The sequence below is a fragment of the Dermabacter sp. HSID17554 genome, assembly GCF_003989295.1.
Lineage (GTDB): Bacteria > Actinomycetota > Actinomycetes > Actinomycetales > Dermabacteraceae > Dermabacter > Dermabacter vaginalis.
On sequence record NZ_RBLW01000004.1, the window covers coordinates 97,666 to 117,655 of the forward strand.

The 19,990-nt window shown below is 64.7% G+C and carries 15 protein-coding genes and 1 tRNA gene; 5 read left to right on the forward strand and 11 right to left on the reverse strand.

Going from position 1 to position 19,990, the window contains the following annotated elements:
• Window positions 1-67: 67 nt before the first annotated feature.
• From D8M36_RS08235 to D8M36_RS08245, 3 genes are all read left to right on the forward strand, one after another.
• Window positions 68-394 carry a heavy-metal-associated domain-containing protein gene (locus D8M36_RS08235; RefSeq protein ID WP_126848150.1) on the forward strand — a complete coding sequence of 109 codons (327 nt, stop codon included), beginning with the start codon at window positions 68-70 and terminating at the stop codon, window positions 392-394.
• Window positions 395-444: 50 nt separating this feature from the next.
• On the forward strand, window positions 445-2,682 hold the full coding sequence (locus tag D8M36_RS08240; protein ID WP_126848152.1) for a copper-translocating P-type ATPase: 2,238 nt from the start codon (window positions 445-447) through the stop codon (window positions 2,680-2,682).
• 442 nt (window positions 2,683-3,124) lie between these two features.
• Window positions 3,125-4,780 carry a DUF2079 domain-containing protein gene (locus D8M36_RS08245; RefSeq protein WP_161970237.1) on the forward strand — a complete coding sequence of 552 codons (1,656 nt, stop codon included), beginning with the start codon at window positions 3,125-3,127 and terminating at the stop codon, window positions 4,778-4,780.
• Here the strand turns inward: D8M36_RS08245 and D8M36_RS08250 are convergent.
• Genes D8M36_RS08250 through thiM form a run of 6 tightly spaced genes read right to left on the reverse strand, consistent with a single transcriptional unit; the run spans window position 4,767 to window position 11,402 of the window.
• Window positions 4,767-6,104 (reverse strand): alpha/beta fold hydrolase, encoded by a 1,338-nt coding sequence (locus D8M36_RS08250; protein ID WP_065247220.1) that lies wholly within the window; start codon window positions 6,102-6,104, stop codon window positions 4,767-4,769. The two genes, D8M36_RS08245 and D8M36_RS08250, sit on opposite strands and share 14 nt — an antisense overlap.
• A 9-nt stretch (window positions 6,105-6,113) precedes the next feature.
• On the reverse strand, window positions 6,114-8,183 hold the full coding sequence (locus tag D8M36_RS08255) for a prolyl oligopeptidase family serine peptidase (RefSeq protein WP_126848155.1): 2,070 nt from the start codon (window positions 8,181-8,183) through the stop codon (window positions 6,114-6,116).
• 58 nt (window positions 8,184-8,241) lie between these two features.
• On the reverse strand, window positions 8,242-8,940 hold the full coding sequence (locus D8M36_RS08260; RefSeq protein WP_126848157.1) for a TenA family protein: 699 nt from the start codon (window positions 8,938-8,940) through the stop codon (window positions 8,242-8,244).
• A gap of 2 nt (window positions 8,941-8,942) precedes the next feature.
• Complete coding sequence (gene thiD, locus D8M36_RS08265; protein ID WP_065247217.1) at window positions 8,943-9,785, reverse strand: bifunctional hydroxymethylpyrimidine kinase/phosphomethylpyrimidine kinase; 843 nt, start codon at window positions 9,783-9,785, stop codon at window positions 8,943-8,945.
• A 46-nt stretch (window positions 9,786-9,831) separates the two neighbouring features.
• Entirely contained in the window at window positions 9,832-10,527 is a 696-nt protein-coding gene (thiE, locus tag D8M36_RS08270) for a thiamine phosphate synthase (protein ID WP_126848159.1), read from the reverse strand.
• A complete protein-coding gene (thiM, locus tag D8M36_RS08275; protein WP_161970238.1) occupies window positions 10,524-11,402 on the reverse strand; it encodes a hydroxyethylthiazole kinase in 879 nt (292 codons plus the stop codon). The genes thiE and thiM overlap by 4 nt, the downstream gene beginning before the upstream one ends.
• Before the next feature lie 202 nt (window positions 11,403-11,604).
• Between thiM and D8M36_RS08280 the strand changes: the two genes are divergently transcribed.
• Window positions 11,605-12,600, forward strand: coding sequence for a hypothetical protein (locus D8M36_RS08280; protein WP_126848162.1), 996 nt, complete (start codon window positions 11,605-11,607; stop codon window positions 12,598-12,600).
• 77 nt (window positions 12,601-12,677) lie between these two features.
• Here the strand turns inward: D8M36_RS08280 and D8M36_RS08285 are convergent, their stop codons facing one another.
• The 4 genes from D8M36_RS08285 to D8M36_RS08300 all read right to left on the reverse strand — a co-directional run bounded on the left by D8M36_RS08285 (window position 12,678) and on the right by D8M36_RS08300 (window position 16,036).
• Complete coding sequence (locus D8M36_RS08285) at window positions 12,678-13,622, reverse strand: Bax inhibitor-1/YccA family protein (RefSeq protein WP_161970239.1); 945 nt, start codon at window positions 13,620-13,622, stop codon at window positions 12,678-12,680.
• 77 nt (window positions 13,623-13,699) lie between these two features.
• Window positions 13,700-15,079 carry an MFS transporter gene (locus tag D8M36_RS08290; RefSeq protein WP_126848166.1) on the reverse strand — a complete coding sequence of 460 codons (1,380 nt, stop codon included), beginning with the start codon at window positions 15,077-15,079 and terminating at the stop codon, window positions 13,700-13,702.
• 63 nt (window positions 15,080-15,142) lie between these two features.
• The gene (locus tag D8M36_RS08295; RefSeq protein ID WP_065247212.1) at window positions 15,143-15,850 is read right to left on the reverse strand and encodes a YggS family pyridoxal phosphate-dependent enzyme; all 708 of its coding nucleotides are present in this window, start codon (window positions 15,848-15,850) and stop codon (window positions 15,143-15,145) included.
• 110 nt (window positions 15,851-15,960) lie between these two features.
• Window positions 15,961-16,036: transfer RNA gene (locus D8M36_RS08300), tRNA-Leu, on the reverse strand.
• Between the two features lie 42 nt (window positions 16,037-16,078).
• On the opposite strand from D8M36_RS08300, the gene D8M36_RS08305 reads away from it, so the two are divergent.
• Complete coding sequence (locus D8M36_RS08305) at window positions 16,079-18,301, forward strand: helicase-associated domain-containing protein (protein ID WP_065247211.1); 2,223 nt, start codon at window positions 16,079-16,081, stop codon at window positions 18,299-18,301.
• Between the two features lie 87 nt (window positions 18,302-18,388).
• Here the strand turns inward: D8M36_RS08305 and gndA are convergent, their stop codons facing one another.
• Entirely contained in the window at window positions 18,389-19,849 is a 1,461-nt protein-coding gene (gene gndA / locus D8M36_RS08310; protein ID WP_126848168.1) for an NADP-dependent phosphogluconate dehydrogenase, read from the reverse strand.
• Window positions 19,850-19,990 lie beyond the last annotated feature (141 nt).

The following is a 19,990-nucleotide window of genomic DNA, read 5'->3' on the forward strand; positions in this document are numbered from 1 at the left end:
ATACCCCCGGGGGGTATACGCTCGAGAGCGGCATCGCCTCATCCCACCGACCCGTAGGAGCTTTCCCATGATTACCTCCCCGCCCCGCCTCTTGCCGATGGCCTCCCACGGCTGCAGCTGTTGCGGACCTGCCTCACGTGCCGACACCGCCTCCATCCCTGCCGCCAGCGACTCGTCAGCAGGGGGGTCCTCCCCTAGCTACCAGGTCACCGGCCTGACCTGCGGGCACTGCGCGAAAAGCGTGACCCAGGCCCTTCAGGACCTCCCCCAGGTCGACGACGTCCAGATTAATCTCGCTGCTGGTGGTGTTTCCACCGTCACGGTCACCGGTGTCGCACCTCCGGAGATGGTTCGCCGGGCCATCGAGGAGGCCGGCTACACCGTCTCATCCTGATCAGTTTTACCCATCATCTCGACCCGACCGGGTTGAGCGGAAGGAACGTCATGAGCACGCCCCACCATTCCAGCGATCACCATGGTGATCACCCCGCTCCGGAAACAGACCACACCTACCACCCGGATCACGCCAGCCACGAACACCACGCAGATGCCGACACCCACGGCCAGGCGATGCCCCACGATCACCCACACTCCGCCATGGACGAAGACCACCACGTTCATGGTCACGGCGAACACGCCGGACACAGCACCGCAATGTTTCGCGACCGCTTCTGGTGGTCGCTGATTCTGTCCATTCCCGTCGTTATTTTTAGCCCCATGGTCGCCCAGCTGCTCGGCTACCACCTCCCGGCATTCCCCGGATCCACCTGGATCCCCCCGGTGCTGGGCACGATCATCTTCGTCTACGGCGGAACGCCTTTCCTCAAGGGCGGATGGAAAGAACTGAAATCCCGCCAACCCGGGATGATGCTCTTAATCGCCATGGCCATCACCGTGGCGTTTGTCGCCTCCTGGATCACCACTCTGGGGCTGGGCGGCTTTGAGCTGGACTTCTGGTGGGAGCTGGCCCTGCTGGTGACCATCATGCTGCTGGGCCACTGGCTGGAGATGTCCGCTCTCGGGGCCGCGTCCTCCGCACTTGACGCGCTGGCTGCCCTGCTGCCGGATGAGGCCGAGAAAGTCATCGACGACGGGACCACCCGCACCGTGGCCATCTCGGAGCTGGTCGTCGACGACGTCGTGCTGGTGAGGGCCGGTGCCCGGGTGCCGGCCGACGGAACCATCGTCGACGGCGCCGCCGAATTCGATGAGGCGATGATCACCGGCGAATCCCGTCCCGTCTTCCGCGACACCGGTGACAAGGTGGTCGCCGGTACCGTGGCCACCGACAACACCGTCCGCATCCGGGTGGAGGCTACCGGCGGGGACACCGCCCTGGCCGGGATCCAACGCATGGTTGCCGACGCCCAGGAGTCCTCCTCCCGGGCCCAGGCCCTGGCGGATCGGGCGGCGGCGTTGTTGTTCTGGTTCGCGCTGATCTCCGCTCTGATCACCGCGGTGGTGTGGACCATCATCGGCAGCCCGGACGATGCCGTGGTACGCACGGTCACGGTGCTGGTCATCGCCTGTCCGCACGCCCTGGGCCTGGCGATTCCGCTGGTCATTGCGATCTCCAGCGAGCGGGCCGCGAAATCCGGGGTGCTCATCAAGGACCGGATGGCGCTCGAGCGGATGCGCACCATCGACGTGGTGCTCTTCGACAAAACCGGCACCCTGACCGAGGGTGCGCACGCGGTCACCGGTGTCGCTGCAGCTGTCGGCGTCACCGAGGGCGAGCTGCTGGCCCTGGCCGCCGCCGCGGAGGCCGACAGCGAGCACCCCGTGGCCCGCGCCATCGTGGCGGCCGCGGCCGCCCATCCCGAGGCCTCCCGTCGGCACATCCGTGCAACTGGTTTCAGCGCCGCCTCCGGCCGGGGGGTCCGGGCCACTGTCGATGGCGCTGAGATCCTCGTGGGCGGGCCGAACATGCTGCGCGAGTTCAACCTCACCACCCCGGCCGAGCTCACCGATACCACCAGCACCTGGACCGGGCGTGGGGCCGGTGTGCTCCATATTGTCCGCGACGGTCAGATCATCGGTGCGGTGGCCGTCGAGGACAAGATCCGCCCCGAATCCCGCGCCGCCGTGAAAGCCCTGCAGGACCGCGGGGTGAAGGTCGCGATGATCACCGGCGACGCCCAGCAGGTGGCCCACGCTGTCGGTCAGGACTTAGGCATTGATGAGGTCTTCGCCGAGGTCCTGCCCCAGGACAAAGACGCCAAGGTCACTCAGCTGCAGGACCGGGGTTTGAGCGTGGCCATGGTCGGTGACGGTGTCAATGACGCCCCCGCTCTGACCCGCGCGGAGGTCGGTATCGCCATCGGTGCCGGCACGGATGTGGCAATGGAATCTGCCGGGGTGGTCCTCGCCAGTGATGATCCGCGGGCAGTGCTGTCGATGATTGAGCTGTCCCAGGCCAGCTACCGCAAGATGATCCAGAACCTGATCTGGGCCTCTGGCTACAACATCCTCGCCGTGCCGCTGGCCGCCGGAGTGCTCGCCCCGATCGGATTCGTGCTGTCCCCGGCCGTGGGCGCGATCTTGATGTCTGCCTCGACCATCGTGGTGGCCCTGAACGCCCAGCTGTTGCGCCGCATTGATCTGGATCCGGCTCACCTGGCTCCGACCGAGTCGAAGGAGGGACACACCACGCCTACTCCGGCATCCACCGCCGTCCACTGATCCACCACTTCTCTCCACTGCCTCCATATGCCCCTGAAAGGCTCCACCATCAAGCGCCCCCTTGTTCTTTCCGCTCTCGCCAAAGTGGGATAACCGTGACGATTGCCACCTGCTGCGGGCGATGGGTCGTTATCACCGCAGCGGGTGCACCGGGGTAGATGTTCCTTCTCCCTCTGGTCGCACCACTGAGGAAAGGGGAAAGCCCCTGACAGGAATCCGTTATAGCGCCGCAACCGGTCGCGAGGACTGTCCGAAGAGCGAAAAGCGCCGCTTGAACTAGAGCAAGAAGCGGGGCAAGGGGGCGGAAAAGAAACGAGGCGCTCCCAACGCTAAGAACCGACCACCACGAGCCGGGTCTAGCTGCATGCGCATCGTGAAAACGGTCCCGTCGAAGCGCATGCCTGGCACAATGGGGCGCGTGACACCTTCGCAGCCTGATGCTATGAGCGCGAACTCAAACGCGAACAGCACCACGACCGATATCGCACGTACACGCGAAAAGGACACCCCAAGCGCAACTCCACGCGTGTCCGAGCCACGTTCCCGCATCGATACATTTCTCGACGCGGTTCTCGATCCACGCCGCCTCGCCCCACTCGGCCTCGCCCTTGCAGCAACGACACTGTATGGGTGGCTCTCGATGCTCCAGTGGGACTCCTTCTTCTTCCCTAGCTGGGACCTTGGCATCTTCGCCGAAGCCGTCAAGGAATACGCCCACTTCAACGCCCCTATCGTGCCGATCAAGGGTGACAACTTCAATCTTCTCGGCGACCACTTCCACCCCGTTCTCGCACTGCTCGCGCCCCTGTGGTGGCTGTGGCCCTCACCTGCAATGCTGCTGTGGGCACAAGCCGCCATGTTCGGAGCGAGCGCCTACCCGCTCACACGCGTCGCAATGGCGAAACTCGGCCCGAGGCTCGGCATGCTCGCAGGCGCCAGCTACGCCTTCTCCTTCGGTCTTCAGGGCAGCCAAAACGTCCAATTCCATGAATATGCGTTCGCCGTGCTGTTCGTGTCGTTCGGTCTCGCGGCCTTCCTTGAGGACCGCCCCAAAGCTGCACTCCTCTGGATCGGCGCACTCGTATTCGTGAAAGAAGATCTAGGCCTTACCGTCATGATGCTCGGCTTCGCGATGGCGTGGATGTGGCGCACTCCGGGGCCGAAGGCGGGAAGCTCATCCGAAAAGGTCCGCAGGTCGGTGGCGAAGCTAGCGTCGGAAAAGAAACCCCGCTCCGCGCTGCTAATGGCCGCGTGGGGTCTCGTGTGGTTTGGCCTCGCCACGTGGGTGATTTTGCCGGCGCTCAGTCCCGCGAGCGCGTACGTGTACACCGAGAATTTCGCCCCGATCACGCAGGTGCTAACGCCGCTCGTGAAGTGGCAAACCGTGCTCATGTTCGTGGCGTTCATGGGGCTCGTGGGGGTGAAAAGCCCCCTTGCGCTCGGTCTTCTTCCGACGCTTGCCTGGCGCTTCCTTGGCTCCGTGGAGCACTATTGGACCTGGCAGTGGCACTACAACTCGTTCCTCATGGCGATCGCATTCGCGGCTCTCCTTGCGACCTTGCCGCACGTGAACGGCACGCTGCTCACCCAACTCGGTGAGCTGCGCGAACGCCCCATCGCCCCGAACACCGCGAAGTTATGGACGAAACGCCTCGGCGTTGCCGCCTCACTCGCCTCGACCGCGTATCTCGCAACCTCGCTGCCCCTCACGTGGGTCGTGACCGGCGGCCTCGACCCGAATTCCGAGTTTGCGAACGCCGCGCGGGAGGCGCAAGCCCACGTGCCCGAAGGGGTCACAGTCGCCACCGATATCCGTTTCATGGCGCCGCTCATTCCCACGAACGACGTGCAGTGGATGCACGGCGAGACGAAGCGGGCACCCGAATGCATCGCGGGCGTGTATGGAAAAAACGAGCAGGAGCAGTTCCCCGGCGGCTGGGCCGCGTGGGCGAACGAGAAGTGGCCCGCGAACGCAAGCGCAAAACCTGAGCAACTCAACGGCGCATCCGTCACCACGAGCGCGCGCAAGCCCTACGATCTGGTGTTTGCGAACGCGTACGTGCAGGTTGCATGCCAGGGCGGCGCTAGCGGCGAGTGAGACCTCGCGGACCGCGCGCGTCGGCTGAGGCAAGCGGCCCCGCGGCGAGCGAGCGCACCGACCAAAGCTTCAGTGGCGAGTACTGCTCGGCGAGGAGCGCCGTACGGATACCCCGGCCGTAAGCCTCGTTGCGCACGCTGCGATTAAGGGAGCTGATGTCGCGGTCGAGGAGCGGATCGATCGCGCCAGCGGCCGCCCAGCGCATCGCGACAACCGAAAGTTCAATGTGCGAGTCGATGAGCGCGTGGCCCACGTTGTGCGCGGAGATGAACCGCAAGCGCGGGTTCGTGGGGTCGGAACCGACGTGTGCCCCGGGGATCTCCTCGGCCGCGAGCCGTGAGCGCCACAGCGGCACGATCACGTCACGCGCGCCACCCACCACGAGAGTGGGGGTCGTGATCGAGCGCCGCGCCGTCTCCAAATCGAAGCTCTCCCCCGTAAATGGCGGGAACTTCGCGGCGCGCCGCGCATACACGGTGAGCGGGTCGAGCGGCTTGCCGTCGCTTGCTTCAGCGAATCCCAGCTCGGTCGCGGAGATGCGGCCCGCAAGGTCGTTTTCGTACACGTATGGCGTGGTGTTGAACCATTCGCGGCCCGTGATGATTTGGTGGATCGACGCCCACGCGAGCTGCCCGCGCCCCTGAACGAGAAGATCCACGAGGTCCCGCACGGAGTTCACGCCGCCGTATTCGTGGACGGCGGCCAGTACCGCACCGGTTTCTTCGGCGGGCACGATTCGCTGCTCGACGAGCATCCGCACAGCGCGGGCGATCGATTCGGTGGCATCGAATGTGCCGCGCCAATACAAATCTCGCATAAGCTCACGCAGAGCGCGCCCGTCGCGGACGCCCGTAAACGGCGAGTCGAGCACCATGGAAAACACGCGCTCCGGGTGGCGCAGCGCGAATCGTTGCGCAATGTAGGCACCGTACCCGGTTCCGTACAGCACCACGCGCGGCACTTGCGCGTGATCGAGCACGGCACGCACATCGTCGAGCACGTTCTCCACACTCATCACGCCAACGGGAAGGTCATTGCCCTGCGCATCCGCGCGGCTCATGCCCACGCCGCGATGCTCCATCATGATGACGTCGAGTCCCTTTTTGACCATGTCCCGCCGCAGAATCTCGTACGGGAACACGCTCGCCACGCCCGGCCCGTCGGGAAGCACCATGATCGTGGGAAGCTCCGACTGATAGCCGGCCCGCACATACCTGAGCGGGAAGAGGCGCCCTTCGGAGTTCTCGAACTCCCGGTAGACGGTCATCACGTCATTGCGGGAGGCGAGAAGCTCGTTCGCGGCGGGGCGGTCGTAGAGGTCCATACGCTCGGTTTATTTCTTTCCGACGGTTGCCCACAAGAAGGCGTGGACCAGTGCGTTCATGCGTGCCGCTTGCGCGTTGGACGCGGCGCCGCCGTGCCCGCCTTCGATGTTTTCCCAATACTTGACGGGAGTGCCGAGCTCCTCGAGCGCGGCCGTGAATTTGCGGGCGTGGCCGGGGTGTACGCGGTCGTCGCGGGTCGAGGTGAGCACGAAGGTGGGCGGGTACTCCACGTCATCGCGCAGCAGGTGGTACGGGCTGAAAGTCTTGATGAAGTCCCAGTCGTCGGTGTCGGGGTCCCCGTACTCCGCCATCCAGCTCGCGCCCGCGAGAAGGTGCGAGTAGCGCTTCATGTCCAAAAGCGGCACCTGGATTACGACGGCGCCGAACAGCTCGGGGTACTGCGTGAGCATGTTGCCTGTGAGCAGGCCGCCGTTGGAGCCGCCGCGCACGGCGAGGTGCTTCGTATCGGTCACACCACGTTCGATGAGGTCGCGCGCCACGCTCGAGAAGTCTTCATAGACCCGGTGGCGGTTGTCTTTGAGTCCCGCTTGGTGCCATGCGGGCCCGTATTCGCCGCCACCTCGAATGTTCGCGAGCACGTACACGCCGCCGCGCTCGATCCACGCCTTACCGGTCGCGCCGAGGTAGACCGGGGTGAGCGACACTTCGAAACCGCCGTAGCCATACAGCAGGGTGGGGCGGGGGCCGACGGTGGCCTGGGCCTTCGCGATCTCAAAGTACGGGATGCGCGTGCCGTCTGCACTGTCAACGAAATGCTGGGTAACGGTGACGTCGCTCGCGTCGAAGCGTTCGGGCGTCGTTTTGATCGTCTCGATCTCGCCCGCGCCGCTGCCCTCGCGGATTCCGTCAAGGCTCGCGAGGCAGAGGGTTGCGGGCAGGTGGAAGTCGTTGCGGGTGATCCACACGTCGTTGTTCTCGTCGGAATCGACGGCGGCCACGTAGAGCGAGCCTGTGAGTTCCGGGTAGAGGTCCTCGCGCACCCACGTGCCGTCGCCGGTTCGGTAGTGAACGTCGAGGCGATGTTTGACGTCGTCGAGGACGGTCACAACGAGGTAGTCCTTCGTAATGGTGAGGCCATCGAGCGACGTCGTTGGGGTGGGATCGAAAAGCACGTCGAAGTCACGGCTTCCCGCCATGAACGCGTCGAAGTCGCACGCGAGCAGGCTGCCCGCGGCGTACGTGCGGTCTCCCGTCGACCATTCGGTGCGGGGCCTCAAGATCGCGAGATCGCGGTGCGCACTCACGTCGATGTCGCTTGGGACGTCTACCTTGAGGAGCTGAAACTCGTCGCCTTCGCGAGCAACGGCATACGTGGTCGAGGTGTAGAAGGTGTGCATGACCGTGACCCAGTCGCGTTCGAAGCCGGGAGTCTGGTCGTGGCTTGGGTAGACGAGCATGTCGCTCGGATCGCCCGCGAACACGAGCTCGGCATCAGCGAGGGCCGTGCCGCGTTTCCACACGCGCGCCTGGAGCGGGTGGCCGGAGTTGCTTCGCGTCCCCTCGCCGAAGTCGGTGCCGACCCACACGGTGTCGTCGTCGATCCACGAGACGAAGCCGCGCGCTTCGGGTCGCACGAAGCCGCCTTCGCTTTCCGGCACGAAACTGCGGGTCTCGAGGTCCCATTCGCGGGTGACGTCGGCATCACTTCCCCCGTGCGAGAGGCTCACGAGGAAGCGGCGATACGGCTCTCCCTCGGCGGGGCGCAGCGCGTGGGCGCCATGCCACACCCAGTCCTCCCCCTCGGCGTCGTTGAGCGCATCAACGTCAATAAGGGTTTCCCATTCGGGGTTCTCGGTTCGGTAAGACTCGAGAGTTGTGCGGCGCCACACGCCGCGTTCGTGCTCGGCGTCGGTCCAGAAGTTGTAGAGGAAGTCGCCGCGCTTAGAAACGCTGGGAATGCGATCGCTCGCGTTGAGAATCTCGAGGATCTCCGCTTCGAGTTCAGCGGTGAGTGGATCGGCGTCGAGCTCGGCCTCGGTGCGGGCGTTGCGTTCACGCACCCACGCGAGCTGCTTCTCGCCGGTGATGTCTTCGAGCCACAGATGCGGGTCACTCATGGAGTCTCCTCTTTCCCACGGCGGTGTTCAGTTCTGGATCAAGCCTAAACGCCGCGCCTCAAATGAGAATGCGATCTGCCGGATCGTCCATGGGCTGCGTCCAGAACAGTTCCTCGAAGCGAGTGGCCTGGCGGAATGCTTCGATGGCGCGTTCGCGTTCGGCCACGCCCACGGCATCGCACGCTTCTTCCACGATCTGCACGGCTTTGCGCGCGATTCTCGTGAAGGAGTCGTCTGCATACGCCTCGACCCACGTACCGTAGGGGTGCCCCTCGAGCGCGCCCTTACTCGCCTCGAGCACGGCCACGCCCGCTTCAGCGTAGATCCAGTAGCACGGAAGCACAGCCGCGGCGGCAACCGCGTACGTGTCGTAGGTGGCGCTTGCGAGCAGAAAGTTGCTGTAGGCAGCGGTATGGAGGCTCATGCCGAGTCTTTCAACGCGATGCGCGGCGAGCGTGTCGTTCGTGAACAGCTCTTCTTGCATCGCCTTTTCTTCGGCAACGGCGCCGACGGCTGACTGCGCCCAAAAGCGAAGCTCATCCGCGCCGGGTGCTTTGCCCGCGAGAGTCGTCATCGACTTTTGGTAGGCCACGAGGTATTGCGCGTCCTGCTGGATGTAGAACGTGAATTTTTCCGGGTCAAGCGTGCCGGCGCCGAGTTCAGTGAGAAACGGCAGGGCGTCGATGCGCGCGCGGATATCGGCGGTAGCCTCCCACATTCGGGCGGTGTGAGCGCCTGCGGGTTCGATGAGCGCCATGGTTAAACTCCCTGAACGGTAATGAGATGGTTCGTGGGGCCGTGGCCACTTTCGGGCGACTTCGAGATCTCCCACTCTTTCGCGTGGAGGATCGCGCTCTGGAGGAATTCGCGTGCACTCGCCACAACGCCGATGTCCGTTGCGTCAGCACCGCCCGCGACGCGTGCGTATTGTGCGGCGATCGCGGAAGAGAGCGTGCAGCCCGTGCCGTGAGTGTTGCGGGTGTTGATCATGTCGCCAGTGAGCACGTCCACGACATTGCCGAGCTGCACAAACACATCCACGAGTGCGGAGCCGCGAAGGTGGCCTCCCTTGACGAGCACGGATTTCGGGCCGCGGTTAATGAGCTTGAGGCCTTGCTCCTTCATTTCGGCTTCGTCGGTTGCCGGATTTTCGCCAAGCAGGAGGGCCGCTTCAGGAATATTGGGAGTGAGCACGTCGGCGAGCGGAAGCAGGCGATCATGGAGAATCGACATTGCATCCTCGCCCATGAGCATGTCGCCCGAGGTCGCGACCATGACGGGGTCGAGAACGATCTTGCCAAAATCGCTTCGGCGTTCCTCGATGACATCGGCGATCACCCCGGCGATCTCCGCGTTCGGGATCATGCCGATTTTCGTCGCGTCAACGTACACATCGTCGAGCAGGGTCGTGAGCTGATCGCGCACAAACGACGCGGGCGGCGTGAACACACCGTCAACGCCCTGCGTATTCTGCGCGGTGAGTGACGTGAGAACGGCGCAGCCATAGGTTCCAAGTGCCGTGAAGGTCTTGAGATCGGCCTGGATGCCTGCGCCACCGCTCGGGTCGCTTCCGGCAATCGTGAGGGCAATGGGTGGGCGCATGGGATTTTCCTCCTCGAAAAAGCTCGCTGTTCAGAGCGATACGAAACTACAGTGGCTGGTTCATCACGAATTCGCGGCGAAGGAACGTCGCCGAGGTCGCTGGATCGTCAGAGGCGGCGATCGCCGAGACGACGCAAATACCGTCGCAACCCGTCGCCGCAACCTCGCCAGCATTGCGGATCGAAATCCCGCCGATCGCGACCGCCACGATACCGGCTTCATGTGCACGTGCGGTGAGAGCGGCGAGGCCCTCGAGCCCCACGGCCGGGTCGGTATCGGTCTTCGTCGCGGTGTTCCAGATCGGGCCGATCCCCACGACATCGGCGAAGCCCTCGGCGATGACGCTCTCGAGCTGTTCAGCGTTCGACACGCTCACGCCAATAATCGCCTCGGCGCCGAGGAGCCCACGCACCTGGGAGGCCGGCATGTCGCCCTGTCCCACGTGAACGTCGAGGCCAAGCTCGCGTGCTGCCTCCACACGGTCATTCGCGATGACGATGATGTCGCGGCCGTGCTGCTCACCCACCTCGCGGGCAACATCGCGCACCCGGCGCGCGAGCGCGAGGTAGGCAGCGTCGTCGAGGTCCTTATCGCGCACCTGGATCACGTGGGCGCCGCCCTCGATCGCCTCGGCGACCTGGGCGGGAACCTTCTCGGCACCGCCCGCCATCGCCGAATCTGTCACGAAGTAAAGCGCCCAATCGGCTTTCGCCGCGCGCTCGCACGAAGCGGAAACACTCATGCCGACGCCTCGGTCACGCTCACGCGCGAGGCGATGTCGGCGCCGCTGAGCTCATCAAGGGCATCGATCCAGGCGACCGCGAACGAGCCGGGACGCTCCGCGCGCTCACCTGCGAGCTGACCGGCCGCGCCGAAGTGTGCATGGGCAGTCAGCACCGCGAGAGCCTTCGCATCGATGGGGGCGAAGGTGGCGTCGGAAAAAAGAGACTCGAGCGCGGGAGCGATGCTGACATAACCGGCCATCGTGGCGCCGAGCGCGCAGCCCGTACCGATCACGCGCGGCATAAGGTCGTGGCCCGATTCGAGCCAGAGCGCACGCGTCTCGCCATCGCGATCCCACACGATCAGGTCGCGCTTGCCCGACACGGCGACAACCGCGCCCGTGCGCTCCGCAAGGGACGCGGCAGCCGGCAAGGATTCCTCGACGGAGTCGGTCGCATCCACGCCTCGCCCACCGGCGCCGAGGCCCGCGAGCGCGGAAATTTCCGAGGCGTTACCGCGGATCGCCGTAGGGGCGAGCTCGAGGAGGCGATGCGCGAGAGCGGTGCGCACTTCCAGGGCGCCGATCGCGACCGGGTCGAGAACCCACGGGACACCGGCCTTTACCGCAGCTTCGGCGGCAAGTGGCATCGACTCGACCTGGTGCGGCGCGACCGTTCCCGTATTGAGAAGCACGCCACTCGCAATTTGCGCGAACGTCGCGGCCTCTCCGGGATGATCGACCATCGCGGGGGCCTGGCCCGCTGCGAGCAGCACGTTCGCGGTGATGTTTTGAACGACCGTATTGGTCATGCAGTGCACGAGCGGCGTGGTCTCGCGCGCGGCGCTCACGGCTTTTTCGATTCCAGCAGAGTATGACTGTGTCACGAGTGACATCCCTTCGCAGGTAGGTTTCCAGAGCAGGTTCGACGGGTTTGATCTCAGCCCTCGCGGCCCACGATTGGGCCCGGGGCACCCCGAGTCACAGTGCTCAACCCTATCGCGACCTGGGTCGACGCCTTCTGAATGTTCCTATGGGCGCGGGGTGTGAGAATAAGGGCACACACGACAACGCTCGGCGAAAAGGAAAGGGACGCGCGTGAGCACACCCGATCACGAGGGCCCCGGCTCAGAAGGCTCCACGGAGCCCCGGCTCCCCGATTTTTCCGCAGGCTCGGCCGGCATGGGCGGGCAGGGGTCCGACGCCTCTCGCGCTCCCGGCGAATCATCATTCGGAGCCGAATCGGGCGCTGCACTCAATGCGCAGATGCACGACGGTGATGAGGAGAGCAACTCTCGCAAGGTCGTCATCGGTGTGGTGATTGGCGGCATCGCACTCATTGCCGCACTCGGTTTGTTCGTTTCACAAGTCGCCATGCGCAGCATCGAACAAGAACCCCTCGCGGGGCACGACTCCACGGTTGGCGTCAACACCAAGGGTGACCCGAACAAAAAGGAAGAGCAGCCAACGCCGGCAGCCCCGAACGAGCCGCCACCCGAGATCTTCACCGAGGCACCCACCAGCCAGTGCCTCATGTCCACGAAACCAACGGTGTCACGCGACCAACGTGGCAGCAGGATCAAGGGCGGCGGGCTTCAATTCACGACGCCCAAGGGATGGGACGCGCCGTGGTACCAGAACGAGAACGTGCCCTACCTCTATGACACGGGCGCTTACGCGAAGCAGGTCGAGTCGTTTTGGTACAGCGTTGTGACCGTTGGCCGCGTTCAATGGCAGGAAGATATCGAGGGCACATACCCCGGCACCGAGCAGATGGCGGTCACGATGTTCCAGTGCTACGCGACCCACTTTAATGTCGTTGAGCAGTTCGGCAAGAACCCCACCGTGACCAACTACAAGAGCGAGTCACTCACGGTCGATGGTTACCCCGCGTGGATCGTCCAAGCCACCTACGGCTTCGATGAGAACAGCCAGAGTATGCCACTTGAAACAACGGACGCGTCAATCGTCACGGCGATTGTCGTGGAAACCCCGAAGGGGCCGAGCGCCCTCGTTTCCGACGTAGCCGCCGATCACCCCGACCACGTGAAAGGTCTCGAGGAGGCAATCGCCTCGCTCGAGGTCACCGACTGAGCATTTGACCTCGCCCCTCAAAAAGGACCGGCCCGGACCTCCAAAGCGAGGCCCGGGCCGGTAGTGGCTGTGCGCGGTCAGTTGTCGCGCAGGATCGCGAGGATGCGGAGGATCTCCGTGTACATCCACACGACCGTCACGGCGAGGCCGAGCGCCGCCGTCCAGGCGAACTCCTTCGGGGCACCGTTGTCGATCCCGTTCTTGACCTGCTCAAGATCCATCACGAGGCTGTAGCTCGCGAGGGCCACGGCGACGAGGCCAATGACGATTCCGAGCATGCCCGTGCGCATATTCGTGACGCCGAGAAGAACCAGCACGAGGTTCACGAGCGTGAAGACGAAATATGCACCGAACGCCACGAAGAAGATCTTCGTGAGCTTCGGGCTCGTGCGCAGCTTCCCCATGCGGAACAGCACAGCAATCGCGCCGGCGACGGCCAGCGTCGCGATCACGGCCTGGAACACGATGCCGGGATACACACTCTCGAAGAACACGCTGATGCCGCCGAGCAGAAGACCTTCAAAGAAGGCGTAGGCAAGCGTGACGATCATGCTCGGCTGCTTCTTAAACGCATTCACAATGACGGCCACGAACGAGCCGATCGCGCCCACGATCGCGAGGATCGACGAGAGGGCGAAACCAATCTGGCGGCCTTCTTCCGTGCCGATCACGAGAGAGGCAACGGTGGGAAGCATCATGACCACAAACGCCACGGCGATGATCACGCCGAAGGTCGCCGTGATCGCATTCATCGTGTTGCGCCACGTCATGCGGCCCGTGTCAAAGCCCGTGGCGGCCGGGCGGTTGTACATCGCCTCGAGATCAGCCTGGCTGTAGTTGTCCTGCTGATACTGGGGTGCCTGGTACTGCGGGGCCTGCTGCTGGGGCTGACCCCACTGCTGCTGGGGCTGACCCCACTGCTGCTGGGCGCCCGGTGCCTGGTTGTACTCGGGAGCGGGAGCGTATCCGCCCGAATTGCTGAAAGCCGGGCTGTTCTTCAAAATTCCGTTGTTTCTCGCCACGGGGTGTCCTTTTCTCGAGGGCATCACTACGAGCCCACAGTCTAGTTACACCTCTTTCAACGACTTTCAGGGACGCACTATTCCTTGCGGTGGTGCGATTCCAGATAAGAGTCGTCGGCCTCGAGCGCAACGCTCTCGCCGCCCGCACCCGCCGCGATCGCGAGCATCTCCCCCGTTTCCGTGCGCAGAATGCTCACGCCGAAAGTCTGATCCTCGCTCTCCTCATTGAGCGCATTGATGTCGTGCACACCGTCGCGGTCGATCCACAGGCCTGCGAACGTGACCACCATGCCGAACAGGGCGAGGCCACCCGCGAGGGAGAGCACCGAGGAAAAGCCAAGACCAGCACTTAAAACGAAACCGCCGAACATCACTCCGAGGGAGTTGGCGACGTTGAACGCACCATGGTGCGAGGCAGCGGCGAGGGTGACGGATTTGCCGGCATTCGTCATGAGCCAGGCCTGCATGAGAGGGCTCGTGATCGAGCTCGTGGCGCTCACGAGGAACACGCCGATGCCGAAGCCCACGGGATTCTCGCGGAATGCAATGAGCACGATGAACATCACGATGAAAATCGGGAACACGATGAACAGGCTCGCGCGATACGACCAGTCCGTGAGGTGCCCCGCGATCCAATTGCCGAGGGTCATCCCGGCGCCCGCGAGCGCGAGAATCACGGGAATGAGGTGCTTATCGATGCCCGCCACGCTCACCGTGACGTCGGCGATGTAACCATACATCGCGAAGAAGCTCGTGAATCCCACGCATTCAATCACGATGACCATCCACATGCGTGGCTGCTTGAACGCGGCGAGCTCATCCTTTGCACTGCGGCCCTTCGGAGCCTCTTGCGGCGGGATCGCGAGGAACAGGAGGAGGATCGACAGGGCAAACACTCCCGCGACGATCCAGTACGCCGTGCGCCAGCCAAGCTGCTGACCGAACGCCGTGAGGAGCGGGACGCCCACGAGGTTCGCGACGGTGAGGCCCATGAGAGCGAGCGCAATGCCCTTGCCCTGATTGCCGGGGCCCATGACATCGGCAGCGAGCAGGGCGGCCACGCCAAAAAATGCGCCATGCGGAAGACCCGCGAGGAAACGCGCGGGCACAAGCAGACCAAAGACCGGCATCGTTGCGGAAAGAACCGACCCCACGAGCAGCCCGAGCGCGAGCAGCATGATGAGTTTTGGCCGCGCGATCTTCACCCCGAGAAGCGACACCGTGGGGGCACCCACGACAACGCCGAACGCATAGGCGCTCACTGCCCAACCGGCCTGCGCGATCGCGTGCTCGGGATTCGCCGCCATCTGCTCTGGAAGAAGCGAGTGGGCGATGTCGGGCAGAATCCCCATCGACACGAACTCGCTCGAGCCGATGCCGAAGCCGCCGATCGCAATGGCGAAAAGCGCGAAGGCACGCTGGAGGGGCGTCAAGGTGTCATAGGAGGTAGGGCGCACGAGGATCCTTCTTCGGAAGTGGCGGGTGGGCCAATCCGCTGCGCGCCCTCGGGCCCGGATGTACTAGTGAGAATAGTCCCTCGGGCCGAATACCGCCGAACCAACGCGAACAATAGTGGCGCCTTCCTCGATCGCGATCTCGAGGTCGTTACTCATGCCCATCGACAACTCCTTGACAGCCTCGATGCCGAGCCCATCGCGAAGCTCCCTCAACTGTCGCAGCGAGCGACGAATCTCCACTTCGTCGTCCGTGTTGGTCCCGATCGTCATGAGGCCTTCGAGAGCAAGCGACTCGCTCTCGTCGCAGCGCTGCGCGATCTCCGTGAGCAGGCCGAGATCCGGGTCGTAGCCGCCCTTCGAATCCTCGCCCGAGGTGTTCACCTGGATGAGGACTCGCTGCACCTTCCCGTCATTCGCTGCGCGCTTCTCGATGCTCGTGAGGGCGCTCTCGCGATCGATCGAATGCACGAGATCCGCAAAGCGCGAAATGTCGCGTGCCTTGTTCGACTGGATCGTGCCGATGTAGTGGCGCATGACTCCAGCCTCGTGCAGATCCTCGAGCTCGGCGTGCTTCGCGAATTCCTGCTGGCGGTTCTCGCCCACATCCACCTTTACGCCCCGCTTCTCGAAAAGCTCCACGGCCTCGCGAATCTCTTGCGCGGTGCGCGTCTTAGTCGCAAGCAAAATGAGGAGGCCGTCCATCGACCGCCCGCCTCGCGCGAGCGCCGCCTCGATCCGAGGAAGAAGCTCGTCGATCTTTTCGCTCATCATGACCGTTCACGTCCCTTTCACCGTTGCTTAGTGCGTGGGTCATCGACCGTAATAAGCCCACGCCTCCGTCATATCACGCGAGCGCATGCACGGGGCGGGACCTGCATGCATGGCACCCCCAGTGGGACTCGAACCCACACTGAAAAGATTTTAAGTCTTCTGCCTCTGCCATTGGGCTATGGGGGCGTGCCCGAAGGGCCCCTCCATCCTAGGGGATAGGCTGAAGGCATGGCCCGCACTCTTGCCGATGCCCTGAGAGAGTTCGATGATGCACGGCTCATCGAGCTTCTGCGTGCACGCCAAGATCTCACCTCCCCGATCCCCCACGGGATCGGCCCACTTGCCGCGCGAGCCGCGCAGCCCGGGAGCGTCCACAAAGCGATCGGCAGTCTCGTTCTTCCCGAACTTCAGCTTGCCGAAGTCTTTGCCGCCTACGCGGGACCCGTTGCCCCGGAACAGCTCGCGCATGCCGTGAACGCCTCAACCGAGCAGATCGCGCCTCACGTGTACCGGCTTGCGACCCTTGCCCTCGTGTACACGGACGAAAACGGCCGAGCTCTGATCCCCGTTCGGGCACTCTCCGAAGCTCTCCCCCACCCGGCTGGCCTCGCCCCTCGCCTCTCGAGCGACCCCACACCGGACGACGCGCGTGAAATAGTCGAGAGCCTCCCCGCTGAACTTCGCGAGATCGCCGACTCTCTCGCGTTCGCCCCCGCGCGTCTCACGGGCTCTCCCGATTCCTCGCTCGCACGGCAGCTCACCAAAGCGCGCCTCGTCACCAAAGTCAACGGGCCCGAAGGCCCGCGCCTCCTCATTCCCCGCACTGTTCACCTCGCCCTTCGCAGCGGCGTCGTTCACCGCACTTTCGCGCACGCCCCAACCCCTGGCCCCGAAGCTTCGCCCGAACGATTCGAGGGCGCTCGCGACGCCCAAGCGCTCGAGGCCGCACTCGAGGCAAGCCGCATCGCCGCAACGATCGCCACGTGGCACGCCGACCCCCCGTCGGTGCTCAAGCGCGGCGGCATCCCCCTGCGAGAGGCGCGCCGCCTCGCCGCCGCCGCACACACGAGCCACGAAACGTGGACGAGCATCATTCACGCCTCGTGGGTGGGCGGGCTCATTGGCAACGACGGCGAAACGTGGCAGGTCACGCGCGAATTCGAGGAGTTTTCCGACGCCTCCCCGGCACGCCGCTGGGCCGACCTTTGCCTGGCGTATTTGCGCTCCAACTACCTCGGCTCCCTCGCCGGGACGCGCTTCGGAGACGTGAGCCTCGATGGTCTTCATGAGGGAGAGGCCCGCACGGGCGAAAGTCCGCGCGCTGCGCTCTCGGCAAGCGTCGGAAGAAAAGGGGTGAAGGTGAGGCGGCGCCACATGCTGCGCCACCTTGCGGACTATCCCGAGCGGGAGGCGAGGGCGGCGAGCCTTGCGGAGTCGCTCGCGTGGGCGTTTCCCACGGTGCAGCGCGCGGCGATCATCGAGGAGGCGTATGCGTTCACGCGCGAGACAGAGGCTTTCGGGCTGCTCGTGGATGGTGTGCCGAGCGCCCTCGCTCCCGCGGCGCTCGAGGCTCTCGCGTGCGAGGAAGTCGAAGCTCTCGAGTATCTCGAATCTGTTCTTGCCGAGCGACTGCCGGAGCCCGTTGAGCACGTGCTCCTCGATTCCGACCTCACCGTGACCGTTCCGGGGCTTCCCGGCCCGCGAGTGGCAGCGGTGCTCGAGTGGACTGACGTGACCTCGCGCGGGGCGGGAGTCGTGGCTCGCGTGACGGGTGACTCGATCGCGCGGGGGCTCAGTGCGGGCGGCTCCGCCGATGCCCTTCTCGACGAGCTCGCGGCGCTTTCACTCACGGGCGTTCCCGATGTGCTCGCCTACCTCGTGCGGGATGAGGCCCGCAAGCGTGGCCAGGTCACCGTCGGCCCCGCGACCTCGTTCATTACAGGCGAGGAAGAGCACCTGGATCGGCTCATGACCTCGAGCGAGGCGAGCCGGCTGGGCCTCAAGCGGCTCGCTCCGACCGTCGTGATCTCGAGCGGCGATCCGGGGTTCGTGATGGGCTCGGCGCGTGCGGCGGGTCTCGCGCCTCTTGCGGCGGGGGCGAGCGGCGCGGCGGCTCATGAACGCATGCTCGGTACCGTGCGTGGCGGCCCGGTGGGGCTCGAGCTTGAGTCTGATGCGCGCGAGCAGGCCCTCGACGTGGAGCCTTCCGAGGCACTCGCGCGGATTCGCGCCGCTGAGGCGGGTCGTCTCGACGAGGTGAGTGTCCCGCAGCGTTTACTCGCGGCGATCGCGGACGAGCACGAAATACAGATCGGGATCGTTGACGGCCGCGGCGGCACGCGCGTGCTGCGGGTCGAGCCGCTCGCGCTCGAGGGCGGGAGGCTGCGTGCGCGCGATAGGGAATCGGGCGAGGAGTTCACGGTGCTGATCCACCGGGTGCTCCTCCCCTAACCCTGTACTTGTGAATTGCATAGGGGTTGTGGGGGTTTCGTTGCGGCGAATAACCCCCGCAACCCCTATGCAATTCGGGGGAAAGAGTCAGTCCTGACGGGTCTCCGTGCGGTTGCCCGTCCACTCCACGTGGTACGTCCCCTCCGCATCCACGCGCCGGTAGGTGTGCGCGCCAAAGTAGTCACGCTGCGCCTGCACGAGGGCCGCGGGGAGGCGCTCGGCCCGCACCGCGTCGTAGTACGCGAGGGTCGAGGAGAAAACGGGGGCCGGGATTCCGACGGCTGCCGCAAACGCGACGATGCGACGCCACGCGGGGATGCACTTCGTAATTTCGGCGGTGAAGTACTCATCGGCAAGCAGAAGCGGGAGCTCGGGATTGCGTTCGTAAGCCTCGGTAATGCGGTTGAGGAAGCCTGCGCGGATGATGCAGCCGCCGCGCCAGATGCGCGCCATGTCGCCAAGCTTGATGTCCCACTCGTATTCCTTCGCGCCGGCCTTGATCTCGTCAAAGCCCTGCGAGTAGCTCACGAGCTTCGCGGCGTACAGCGCCTGCTGGAGGTCGCTGATGAACTGCTCGGCGTCGTCGATCTGAATCGTCTGCGCCTCGCCCTTGAGCACGGCGCGGCCAGCTTCGCGCTGCTCCGTGCCACCCGAGGTGGAACGTGCGAAGGTTGCCTCGGCGATGCCAGTGACGGGGATGCCGAGGTCGAGGGCCGTCTTCGAGGTCCACGCGCCGGTGCCCTTCTGGCCCGCCTGGTCGAGGATGATGTCCACGAACGGCTTGCCGGTCACGTTGTCGGTGTGGTTGAGCACGGCCGCCGTGATCTCGATGAGGAAGGAGTTGAGGTTGCCCTCGTTCCATTTCTCGAAGACCTTGCCGATTTCGGGGGCGCTCATGCCGAGCGCCTTGCTCATGAGGTCGTAGGCTTCCGCGATGACCTGCATGTCGGCGTACTCGATGCCGTTGTGGACCATCTTCACGAAGTGACCGGCGCCATTCTCCCCCACGTGGGTGCAGCAGGGGACGCCGTCCACATGCGCGGAGATCTTCTCGAACATGGGGCCGAGGCGGTCGTAGCTTGCCTTCGAGCCGCCGGGCATGATCGAGGGGCCGTTGAGGGCGCCCTCTTCGCCGCCGGAGACGCCCGCGCCCACGAAGTGAAGGCCGCGTGCACGAAGCTCCTGCTCGCGGCGCAGGGTGTCGGTGAACAGTGCGTTGCCGCAGTCCACGATGATGTCGCCCTCGTCCATGCGGCTTGCGAGCTCTTCGATCACGGCGTCGGTGGCCTTGCCGGCCTTGACCATGATGATCGCGACGCGCGGCCGCTGGAGCGACGCGACGAATTCGTCCATCGTTTCCGCGGGCACAAACTCGCCGTCCTGGCCATGCTCAGCGATCACGCGCTCGGTCTTTTCCACGGAACGGTTGTGGATCGCCACTTTGAATCCGTTGCGGGCGAGGTTGCGGGCGAGGTTCGAGCCCATGACCGCCATGCCGGTCACGCCGATGTCGGCAACAGAGTGGGGGGCGGGATCAAAGTTGGCCATGCTCGTGCGGCTCCTTCGGTATGTGGTGAGTGTGGCGCATGGTGGCGCTCGTTCAAGAACAGTCTAAGAGTCCGTGCTGTGTACAGCCCCTATACGCAATAATGGGGGCCAACGGTCCCGGCACCTAAGCCGAATAGAGGA